The 10,235-nt window shown below is 76.1% G+C and carries 9 protein-coding genes; 7 read left to right on the top strand and 2 right to left on the bottom strand.

The annotated features are described in order from the left end of the window. Positions 1-554: 554 nt before the first annotated feature. A complete protein-coding gene (locus MY520_RS23430; RefSeq protein WP_436695014.1) occupies positions 555-1,466 on the bottom strand; it encodes a MerR family transcriptional regulator in 912 nt (303 codons plus the stop codon). Positions 1,467-1,568: 102 nt separating this feature from the next. On the opposite strand from MY520_RS23430, the gene malQ reads away from it, so the two are divergent. The 5 genes from malQ (at position 1,569) to MY520_RS23405 (ending at position 5,282) form a co-directional block, all read left to right on the top strand. Beyond that, positions 1,569-3,404, top strand: coding sequence for a 4-alpha-glucanotransferase (malQ, locus tag MY520_RS23425; protein ID WP_436695012.1), 1,836 nt, complete (start codon positions 1,569-1,571; stop codon positions 3,402-3,404). Positions 3,405-3,453: 49 nt separating this feature from the next. Beyond that, positions 3,454-3,762, top strand: a complete 309-nt coding sequence (locus MY520_RS23420) for a hypothetical protein (RefSeq protein ID WP_436695011.1) — start codon at positions 3,454-3,456, stop codon at positions 3,760-3,762. Between the two features lie 76 nt (positions 3,763-3,838). Beyond that, positions 3,839-4,039: a hypothetical protein gene (locus MY520_RS23415; protein WP_436695009.1), complete on the top strand. Its 201-nt coding sequence runs from the start codon at positions 3,839-3,841 to the stop codon at positions 4,037-4,039. 3 nt (positions 4,040-4,042) lie between these two features. Next, complete coding sequence (locus tag MY520_RS23410) at positions 4,043-4,483, top strand: hypothetical protein (protein ID WP_436695008.1); 441 nt, start codon at positions 4,043-4,045, stop codon at positions 4,481-4,483. 13 nt (positions 4,484-4,496) lie between these two features. Further along, positions 4,497-5,282, top strand: a complete 786-nt coding sequence (locus tag MY520_RS23405) for a DUF998 domain-containing protein (protein WP_436695006.1) — start codon at positions 4,497-4,499, stop codon at positions 5,280-5,282. Between the two features lie 7 nt (positions 5,283-5,289). Here the strand turns inward: MY520_RS23405 and MY520_RS23400 are convergent, their stop codons facing one another. After that, complete coding sequence (locus tag MY520_RS23400) at positions 5,290-6,297, bottom strand: Acg family FMN-binding oxidoreductase (protein WP_436695004.1); 1,008 nt, start codon at positions 6,295-6,297, stop codon at positions 5,290-5,292. A gap of 110 nt (positions 6,298-6,407) precedes the next feature. Between MY520_RS23400 and MY520_RS23395 the strand changes: the two genes are divergently transcribed. Both MY520_RS23395 and MY520_RS23390 read left to right on the top strand, forming a co-directional pair. After that, positions 6,408-7,292 carry a universal stress protein gene (locus MY520_RS23395; protein WP_436695002.1) on the top strand — a complete coding sequence of 295 codons (885 nt, stop codon included), beginning with the start codon at positions 6,408-6,410 and terminating at the stop codon, positions 7,290-7,292. Positions 7,293-7,967: 675 nt separating this feature from the next. After that, positions 7,968-10,115: a chitobiase/beta-hexosaminidase C-terminal domain-containing protein gene (locus tag MY520_RS23390; protein WP_436695000.1), complete on the top strand. Its 2,148-nt coding sequence runs from the start codon at positions 7,968-7,970 to the stop codon at positions 10,113-10,115. The last annotated feature ends 120 nt before the right edge of the window (positions 10,116-10,235 follow it).

Below are 10,235 nucleotides of genomic sequence, written 5' to 3'. Positions count from 1 at the left end.
TCGGCCAGCTGCACCGGCACCCGATCGGCCGGCCACTGGTCGGGCAGCGCGAGCTCGGCGACCCTCAGGCCGACCCCGAACCCACTCCCGCTGAACACGACCCCAACCCAAGACCGGGGTACGACACTTTCTGGGCCTCTCACCAGCACAGACGCACGAACTCCGGGAAAGACGATCCGGGAGTCGGTCGGCGCGGCGGGACCAGTCACACGGTGGGCACCGCGGCCCGACAGGCCCGGCTCCCTCCCGGACTTTCCGCGCCGAAAGTCCGGTCCCAAGGAGGGACGCCGGCCGCCGGGCGCCGGAACGGGTGGGAGGTGAGGTGGGTCCAGGACGGCCTTTCGGCGCCGAAAGTCCGGGCCCAACAACGGACGGCCGCCGTCAGAACCCGGAACGGGTGGGAGGAGGAATGGGTCCAAGACGGACTCTCGGCGCGGAAGGTCCCGTCCCAGACGGTCCCCGACGGGCCCGGCCATCCCGGACTCCCGGCGCGGAAAGTCGCGTCCAGGGCGGATGCCCCCGCCGGGCGGGCGGGACGGCCGGTTCACGACGGATCAGTTGACCGCGCGGAGGGCGGCGATCCACCACTCGACGGCCGGGACCGAGGGCTCGAAGGGCGGCCAGCCGTTGAGCACCCCCAGCAGCTGCCAGTAGCGCTCGACCCGAGCGTCGGTGAAGGTGGCCAGCCGGTCGGCGAGCTCGGCCCGCCGGGCAGGAGACACGTCGCCCAGCCACTCCGCCACCAGCGCCTCGGCCGCCCGCGTGCCCGGCACGACGCCCCCGTCGAGCCCCCGGCGGCCCAGCGACACCATGCGGCCGGCGTCGGCCCCGAGGGTGTCCGGCTCCTCCGGCGTCGCGCCCGCACCGGCCACTGCCATCTCCCGCACCCGGTCGGCGAAGGAGGGGTCGGCCACCAGCCGCGCCAGCTCCAGCCAGGCGCCGACCTGCTCCGGCGTCGGCTCCTCGGGCAGTTCGGCGGGCAGCGTGCGCATGCCGGCCGCGATGCCGGCGCCCGGGGCGTCGTCGGGCAGCCCGGCGAAGGCCCGCTCGACGAACTCGTCGATCAGCTGCTGCCGCTCGCGGGCGGACAGGGTGCCCAGGTCGTGCACGATCCTCATCTCCTCCGTCGTGGTGCCCGCCGTCGCCACGAACCGCAGCAGGGTGCGGCGCAGGCGCAGCAGGCGGATCTCGGCGTCCAGCGCGCGGACGTGCTCGGCCGCCACCTCGGCCACCGTGCGCCGGCGGGCGAGCAGCTCGCGGATGGCCGCCAGGCCCAGCCCCAGCTCGCGCAGGGTCCGGACGAGGTCCAGCCGGGCGACGGCGTCCGCGTCGTAGAGCCGGTAGCCGCCGGCCGAGCGGGACGGCGGGTCGACCAGGCCCTCGTCGGACCAGAAGCGCACCGTCCGCACGGGGACGCCGAGCCGGTGGGCGAGCTGCCCGATGGCGAGCCGTCCGTCCTCGGTCATGCGGCGACGATGCATCCTCCAGCCGCTGGAGGGTCAAGGACGAGACCGGCACCACTGTGGCGCTGCGGTGTGGGCACCGCCCCGGCTGGGGAGGATCGGGGGGTGACGCGCACGCCACCCACCGACGAGTGGGGCATCGATGCCAGCTGGGTCGACGCCCTCGACGAGGAACACCGGGTCGACCCGGCCACCATCGAGCGGCTGCGGGAGGTGATCGGCACGCCGCCGGCCGACCTCGACGAGCGCGCGCCGATCGTCGCCCGGCCCGGGGACGCCCTCGAGGTCGACGAGGCCGAGGTGACCTGCGAGGACGGGACCGTCCGGCAGGTCGACGGCGAGCTGCCCGAGGACTTCCCGCTGGGCTACCACTGGCTGCAGGAGCCCGGGGGGCCGCGCCGGCGGCTGATCGTCTCCCCCGGCCGCTGCTGGCTGCCGGCCGACCGCGCCTGGGGTTGGGCGGTGCAGCTCTACGCCACCCGCAGCCGCGCCAGCTGGGGCATCGGCGACCTCGCCGACCTGCGCGCCGTCCGGGAGATGGCCGCCGGGCAGGGTGCCGGCTTCGTCCTCATCAACCCGCTGCACGCCGTCGCCCCGACGGCGGGGCAGGAGGCCAGTCCCTACCTCCCGGCCACCCGGCGCTTCCGGAACCCGGTCTACCTGCGGGTGTCCGAGGTACCCGGCGCCGGTGCCGTGGACCTGGAGGACGACGCCGGGCGGGCCCTCGGCGACGGCGAGCTGATCGACCGGGACGCGATCTGGGCGCGCAAGCGCGAGGTGCTCCGCCGGGTCTTCGACGCCACCGGCCGCGACGACCCCGCCTTCCCCGACTGGTGGTGGCACGAGGGTCAGCCGCTGCAGGACTGGGCCACCTGGTGCGCCCTCGCCGACGTGCACGGACCCGACTGGCACACCTGGCCCGAGGAGCTGCGCGACCCGCGCAACCCGGCCGTGGGCGCGTTCGTCTCCGAGCACGAGCGCGACGTCGCCTTCCACGCCTGGCTGCAGTGGGCGCTGCACCTGCAGCTGTCGGCCGCCACCGAGGGCATGACCGTCATCCAGGACCTCCCGATCGGGGTCGCCGGCGGCGGCGCGGACGCCTGGACCTGGCAGGACGTGCTGGCCACCGGGGCGAGCGTGGGCGCGCCCCCGGACGCCTTCAACTCCCAGGGCCAGGACTGGGGCTCGCCGCCGCTGATCCCGTGGCAGCTGCGCGCGGCGGACTACGAACCGTTCATCCAGTCGATCCGCGCCACGATGGCCGGCGCCGGTGGGCTGCGCATCGACCACGTCATGGGCCTGTTCCGGCTGTGGTGGGTGCCGTCGGGCGGGAGCGCCGCGGACGGCGCCTACGTCCGGTACCCGGCCGAGGACCTGCTCGACATCGTCGCGCTGGAGAGCGCCCGCGCGCAGGCCGTCGTCGTCGGCGAGGACCTCGGCACCGTGGAGGAGGGCGTCCGCGAGGCGATGGCCGAGCACGGCGTCCTCAGCTACCGGCTGCTGTGGTTCGAGGAGGACGCCCCCGCCACCTGGCCGGCCGAGGCGATGGCCGCCATCACCACCCACGACCTGCCCACGGTGGCCGGCCTGTGGACCGGTGCCGACGTCGACGAGCAGCGCGAGCGCGGCACCGGGAGCGACGAGGAGCTCGAGCGTGGCCGGCGGTCGCTCCTGACCAGGATCTCCGGCGTCCGGGAGAACGCCACCCCGGAGACGGCGGTGGAGCGCGCGCACGAGCTGCTCGCGCAGGCGCCGTCCCTGCTGCTGTCGGCGACGCTGGAGGACGCCGTCGCCGAGCGTCGCCGGCCCAACATGCCCGGCACCACCGACCGTCCGAACTGGTCGCTGCCGCTGCCGGTCCTCGTCGAGGACCTGCCGGAGCACCCGCTGGTGCAGACGGTGGCCCGCACCCTCGCCGAGGGCGCCGCCCGGCGCGACTGAGGGTCGCGTCGGTCGAACGGGTGTTCGATCAGCGTGCCAGACTCTGCCCATGGCCGGCGGCATGCACCCAGGACGGTCGGGCGGTTCCCTCGGTGAGCGGGCCGCCCGGTCGGGGGTGACGCCGCCGGCGCCCGAGCCGTTCCGCCCGGCGGCCACGAGCCGCCGGGCGGAGGGCCGGGGCCGGCACTGCTGGGTGCACGACCCGCCGGGGGCACCCGGCGTGTGGCCGGGGCTGCTGGTCGAGTGGCGGCAGGCCGACGGCGGCTGGCTCGGCCGGGTCACCTACGCGGTCGCGGGGCCGCACGGTCCCGTGCTGGTCGAGGCGTGGGTGCCGGCGGCGCAGCTCGAACAACGCTGACGACCGGGTTACGGCCCGGGCTCCCTGGCTATGGCTCCCCGTGACGAGACATCCTGCGACGAAGCGGAGCACCGACATGAGCGAGCCCGACCGCCCCACCCTCGACGACGTCATGGAGACCACGGAGTCCGCCCCGCGGGACCGCCAGGCGCACGGCAAGGCCGATCCGCGACCGAACGACGACGAGCTGCAGCACCGCACCGAGCAGGAGCGGCAGCTGGTCGACTCCGACGACGCCGATCCCGCGGGGGCCGAACAGCACGCCGCGACCGACTGAGCGGTGCACCTGGCGGCCCGGGTGCCCCGCCTGTCGGTGGGCGACGTCGCCTGCTGGGTGCTGAAGTCGACCCGGCCGCCGGAGGCGATCGACCCCGGCTGGCCGGTCGGCGGCACCCGGGAGCTCACCCGCTGCGTGCGCCGCTCCTACCGGCTGGAGCTCATGCGCCCCGGGCAGAAGTGCCTGCTGTGGGTGAGCGGCCGCACCGACCCCGGGGTGCACGCCCTCGGCCGGCTGTCGGGTGGGCCCGAGGAGCAGGCCGACGGTCCGGTGGTCGCCGTCCGGCTCACCCGGCTCCCCTCGCCCGTGCCGCGGGCCGAGCTGCTCGCCGACCCCGCCGCCGCCGGCGCCGAGGTGCTGCGGATGCCGGCCGGCAGCAACCCGTCGTGGCTGGCGGCCGCCGAGTTCGCCGCCGTCCTCGCCCGGCTGCCCGAGGGCGCCTGACCGGCCTGGGACGATGGCGGGCGTGACTCCCTCCCGGTACCGCTGGGGCGCGCTCGCCTGGCTGCTGACCCTGCAGTTCTTCGTCGTCGAGGCCGTCGCCGCGCTGCAGGCCGACGGCTACTCCCGGGCCGACGACCTGGTCAGCGCCCTCGGTGCGGCCGGTTCGCCGGCGCACGTGCTGATGAACGCCTCCTTCATCGCGCAGGGGCTGCTCATCGGCGCCGGTGCGGTGCTGCTGCGCCCCGCTCTGGCCGGCACCGGCGGGCGGCTGGCGCCGGTGTTCCTCACCGCGGCGGCGGTCGGGGTCGCGCTGGTCGGGGTGTTCCCCCAGGGCGGGCAGGACGCGCTGCACGAGGCGGGCGCCGGCCTGTACCTGGTGGGCGGCGGGCTGGCGCTGATCGCCCTCGCCTACGCCGTCCGGCCCCGGTCGGAGGTCCTGGGGACGGGGCTGGCCGTGCTCGGCCTGGTCGGCACGGCGATGACGGTGTTCTTCGTCGCCGGCATCACCGGCCACCTCGGCGAGGGCGGCACCGAACGGGCCGCGGCCTACGTGCTGCCGATCGGGCTGGCGCTGGCCGGCGCCGGGCTGTGGCGGCTGGCCGGGCGGCCGGTGGCCGACGACCGGCCCACCCGGCGCGAGCTCCGCGAGCGGGAGCGGGCGGAGCGGGCCGACCGGGCCCGCGAACGCGACGCGGCCCTGGAGGCCGGGGTCCGCCCGCCCGGGCCGGCGCAGGCCGAGGAGCCCGACGAGGACTTCGACCCCGAGGACCCCTGGGCCCGCACGCAGCGCCGCGAGTGAACCGCGGTCAGCCGGTGGGCTCGACGCGCAGCACGTCGGTGACCGGACGCCGGCCGGAGTGCGGCGCCGCCTCGGCCGACGGGTACCCCATGCGCAGCAGCATCTGCGGGTAGCCGACCAGCGACAGCCGGCTGCGCAGCCGCGTCCGGGTGGACGGCCAGTCCAGCGCCTGGGTGAGCGGCGAGGCGGCCACCCCCTCGGCGGTCGCCTGCAGCAGCACCCGGCCCAGCGCCTGCCCGGCCAGCAACCACGCCGCCCGGTCATCGCTCGTGGTGCCCAGCAGGACGACGGTGGGCCGCTCGACCGCCGGCGGCGGCGCGCCGGCGTCCGCCTCCGGCAGGAAGCGCCCGTGCGGCTCGCGGGTGCCGACGACGAAGTCGCGGATCAGCCAGTTGGACGGCCGGGTGGCCGGGTCCTCGCTCGGGACGGCGTCGACGGGGACGCCGTCCGTCGCGCCGGGGTCGGTGCGCAGCCAGCGCTGCAGCTCGGCCACGTACTCGGGGTTTCGCTGCTCCATCTCCTCGGCGCGGGAGATGAGGAAGACGGTGGCGACCTCCTCCTCCGACTCGGTGATGGGCTTGACCCACACGCCCAGCCGGCCGGCCTCGGCCTGCAGCCGGTCGACCAGCCCGGCGGGGAGCGCCCGCGGCCGGAACGGGGCACGCTCGGTGTGCCGCCGGCCGATCGCCCCGGCGAGCGCGCGGTCCTCCGCCGTCACCTCGCGCGGCGCACCGAGCCGCACGGTGGCCAGGTGGTCGCGGTCGGCGCCGGGCAGCAGCTCCACCTCACCGGCGTGGCCCGCGGCCCGCAGCGCGACCGCGGCGAACTCGACGGCCACCCCGCAGCTGATCACCTGCTGCCGGCCGCCGGGGTCGAGGACCGGCAGCGCCCGGTCGGGGTCGAGGTACACCTCCAGCCGGTCCGCGCGGGCGGTGAACCGCCAGGGCTGGGTGTTGTGGATCGACGGCGCCCGGATGGCGGCCTCGACCACCGCGGTCCAGCCCTGCTCGTCCATCTGCGCAGCCTCCGTCTCGCGGCACCGGCCCCCGGACGGGGCGGCCGCGTCCTGCCTACCCCATGACGCGCCGGTCGCACGACGTCGGCCCCTGCCGAGAGGATGGGGTCATGAGCGCCCCTGACCCCGCCGTCCGGACCCTGCGCGTGCTCGTCGGCTACGACGGCTCCCCCAGCGCGGTCAACGCCATCGAGGCGGCCGCCACCCTGGTGCCGTCGGCCCGTGCCTCGATCCTCAACCTGTGGGAGCCGCCGTTCACCTCCCCGGAGCTGCGCCAGCGGCTGGCCGGGCGGGCCTCGGGCCTGCAGGCCCTCGGTGACCTCCTGGAGAAGGAGGGTCGGGCCGAGGCCGAGCGGATGGCCGGCAACGGCGTCAAGCTGGCGCGCGCCGCCGGCTGGGAGGCCGACGGACTGGTCAAGCGCACCTTCGGCGGGGACGGGTACCAGTTCGCCCGGACGGCGGAGGAGCTCGGCGCCGACCTGGTCGTCGTGGGCTCCCGCGGGCTCGGCGGGGTGCGCGCCTCCCTGGGCAGCGTGTCCGAGCTGGTCGTGCACGTGAGCCCGGTGCCGGTGCTCGTCGTCCCCCACCCACTGACCACCGAGGAGTGGGCGGCGGCCGCCTCGGGACCGGTGCTGGTCGGCACGGACGGCTCGGCCGGCGCGCGGCGGGCGATCGACGCCGCGGCGGCGCTGTTCCCCGGCCGGCAGCAGCTGCTGGTCGCCGTCGCGGAGCCGGGTCCCGGTCCCGGGCCCGCGGCACCGGACGGCGCGGAGCTGCTCACGGTGCCGTGCTCGGGCCGGCCGGGCAGCGCCCGCGCCACCGCCGCCACGCTCGCCGAGACCGCCGCCGGTCGCCGTGCGGCCGTGGTCGCGGTGGGCAGCCGCGGTCGCTCCGCCAGCCGCGAGCTGCTGCTCGGCAGCGTGCCGCGGGCGCTGCTGCACTGCGCCCACCGGCCGGTGCTCGTGGTCCCGGCCGAGCCCGCACCGGCCGGCTGACCGCCGCCGGCGGATCCGCGCAGGTCAGCGGGCACGCACGCCCGTTCGTGCGACCTCGGGTTGGGGCCCGGGCGCACCCCTGCCGGCGGCTGCCCGCGAACGCGCCGCCCGACGACCCTTCCTCCGCACAGATCTCGGTCGCCCGACCGGGGTCAGGGTTGGACGACTGCGGAGAGTCCCCATGACCACAGCACGACCCCTCGCGGGCGGTCGCGGAAGCGGACGTGGAGCTGCGGCCCTTCCGCGTCGCGACTGCTCCTGAGCGCACGCACCCGGCGGGCTCGACGAGACCGGCGTGGGTGCCTGGAACACCACCCTCGACCCGGCTCCGGCGACCAACCTGGGCGTGATCTACATCATGTCCAGCAACGGTGACGTCGAGGGGCCTTTCACGGTCGAGGCCCGCTGACGCCGTCCCGGCCGGGCCCGCAGCGGGCCCGGCCGGGAGGCCGCACGAACTGGACACCTGCACGACCCGAGGGCCCGTCACCGCGAGGTGGCGGGCCCTCGGGCGTGCCCCCAACCCTAGCGGACCAGCTCGTTCCGGAAGTCGCCCCCGGATTGGGGGTCCTACGCCCCCCTCCTCACGGCTGCCTTCCCCCCACCCCGCCACGCGACTGTCTCCGCACGGCTTCGATCACCCGATCGGGGCATTCGCGGACAGCGGAGACCACCATGAGTCAGTCACGACCGACCCACATCGGCGGTCGCGGGGGCGGATCCGGAGCCACAGCTCCTTCCGCGTCGCGACTGCCCCGATCCACGAAGCGCGCAGGCCGCGTCGTCCTCAGCAGCGCGCTGGCGATCGCCTCGGCGACCGGCGGGCTCTTCCTGGCCCAGCCGGCCGGCGCGGCACCGCCCCCGGCCCCGCACAACATCGTGGTCTTCCCCAACCGCGACTTCGTCACCGTCGAGGGCTTCCAGAATCGCGTCGGCCAGACCGCGACCCTCGAGGTGCTCCGCGGCGGCGTCGTCGTCGGCTCGGCGCAGTCCGTGGTCGCGGCCGGTGACGTCGCCTTCGAGGTGAACCACCCCGGCGGTGCCTGCTGGGGCGCCGGGGCCGGCCCGGACCTCCAGGTGACCCCGGACATCCGCGCCGGCGACATGGTGCGGATCCGGTTCGGTGACACCGTGCTCGGCGACACGATCGTCCAGGACGCCGCCGTCGACGCCAGTGCCGTCCGCAGCGGCAACACCGTGACCGTCACCGGATACATCAAGGACGGCGTGAACCTGTCCCAGGTGGAGCAGCGGGTCATCAACCCCGACCTCAAGGACACCTCGGTCGGCCGCCGGGACGTCCGCGCGGTGCCGGGCGGTACCGGGGACACCGGCTACACGTCCAGCCTCGCCATCAACGACGCCGCCAACACCTTCACCGCGACCTACACCTTCACCGGTGCGGACGCCGCGACGGTCGCGGAGATGGTGGCGACCGGCGGCGGCGAGCGGTTCATGTCCTGGCAGGTGCAGGACACCGCCGGCAACCGGCAGGGCCTGACCATCGCCGAGTTCGGCGAGCTCGGCGGCCCCGGCATGGGCGGGTGCCCGGCCGGTCCCGTCGACGCCGTGGCGCCGGCCGGCTCGTTCTCGGCGGTGCGGAACGCGACCAACCCGGCCCAGATGGCGGTGAACTGGACCCCGGCGGCGGCCGTTCCCGACGCCCAGGCCGTCACCGGCTACAGCGTCGTGGCGATCGAGGCGGCCGCCGCGAACGCCCCGGCCGGCACGCCGCGCGTGCAGACCGGTGTCCGCCTCGGCGCCACCGCGACGAGCGCGAACCTGACGCTGGACCCGGCCAAGCAGTACGACATCGAGGTCCGGTCGCTGGCCGGCCCCCGGATGAGCGAGGCGTTCGCGCCGGCCAACCCCGGCAGCACCCCGGGCACGCCAGGAACGGTGGACACCACGCCGCCGACGCTGACCACCACCCCGACCCTGAGCGCCACCGCGGTGCAGACCCGGACGGTCTCGGTGACCAGTGACGGCGACGTCTACTACACGACCGACGGCAGCGACCCGACGCTGGCCGACATGCCGTCGGCCACCGCCAAGCTGCTGAAGGCCGGCGAGACCATCCCGGTCACCACGGCCAACACCACGATCAAGCTGGCGGCCTTCGACGCGGCGGGGAACATCACCCGGCTCGAGGGTGTGGCCTCCCCGGCTCCGGCCGCCGCGGCCGCGATCCCGCAGGGCGTCACGGTCGACAGCGTCGTGCCGGCGGGTCCGAGTGCCACGGCCCCGCAGGGCGCGGTCAACCTGAGCTGGACCGCCGTCCAGGACGCCACGGACTACCGCGTCCAGGTCTGGACCGTGGCCGGCACGGGCTCCACCGCGACCGTCACGCGGGCGGCCCAGTTCGACAAGGTCGTGACCACGCCGAGCGCGGAGATCACCAACCTGCCGAAGAACGCCGACGGGCAGCGCTACCGGTTCCGGGTCGCCTCCAGGACGCCGGCCGCCACCACGTACTCGGCCAACTCCGCCAACGTGGACGCGACCGTCACCGGGGACGCCGTCACCATCGAGCTGGCCGCCTACCGGACGGGCAATGAGTTCCGCCTCGGCGGCAGCGCCTCGATGGTGACCAACGGGGCCGGCCAGCCGGTCACGATCACGGTGTACCGGTCCAACACCGCCGGCACCGCACCGGGTACGGCGATCGCCGGCGCGACGGCCCCGGTCACGGCCCTGGTCGCTCCCGAGGTCGGTGGCGAGTGGGAGCTCCGCCTGGCGCCCCCGCCCGCCAACCCGGGCCGGGTCTGGATCAAGTCCAGCGAGGGCGGCATCGCCGGTCCGTTCGACGTCACCGTCCAGTGACCCACCCCGGGCGGCCTCGCCAGGGGTGACCCCGCCCGGCGAACACCGCAACTGAACACCCCGAGGGCCCGTCACCAGCCGGTGGCGGGCCCTCGGGCCCTTGCCAGACGCCGGTCCGCG

The organism is Geodermatophilus sp. CPCC 205506, from assembly GCF_051383635.1.
GTDB lineage: Bacteria > Actinomycetota > Actinomycetes > Mycobacteriales > Geodermatophilaceae > Geodermatophilus.
This window is presented reverse-complemented; position numbering and strand designations above follow the sequence as displayed.

What these genes read in the sequence shown, in the direction of transcription:
- MY520_RS23430 (WP_436695014.1), bottom strand. Translation starts at nt 1,466, where the DNA reads ATGACCGAGGACGGACGGCTCGCCATCGGGCAGCTCGCCCACCGGCTC.
- MY520_RS23420 (WP_436695011.1), top strand. Translation starts at nt 3,454, where the DNA reads ATGGCCGGCGGCATGCACCCAGGACGGTCGGGCGGTTCCCTCGGTGAG.
- MY520_RS23415 (WP_436695009.1), top strand. Translation starts at nt 3,839, where the DNA reads ATGAGCGAGCCCGACCGCCCCACCCTCGACGACGTCATGGAGACCACG.
- MY520_RS23405 (WP_436695006.1), top strand. Translation starts at nt 4,497, where the DNA reads ATGGCGGGCGTGACTCCCTCCCGGTACCGCTGGGGCGCGCTCGCCTGG.
- MY520_RS23400 (WP_436695004.1), bottom strand. Translation starts at nt 6,297, where the DNA reads ATGGACGAGCAGGGCTGGACCGCGGTGGTCGAGGCCGCCATCCGGGCG.
- MY520_RS23395 (WP_436695002.1), top strand. Translation starts at nt 6,408, where the DNA reads ATGAGCGCCCCTGACCCCGCCGTCCGGACCCTGCGCGTGCTCGTCGGC.
- MY520_RS23390 (WP_436695000.1), top strand. Translation starts at nt 7,968, where the DNA reads ATGAGTCAGTCACGACCGACCCACATCGGCGGTCGCGGGGGCGGATCC.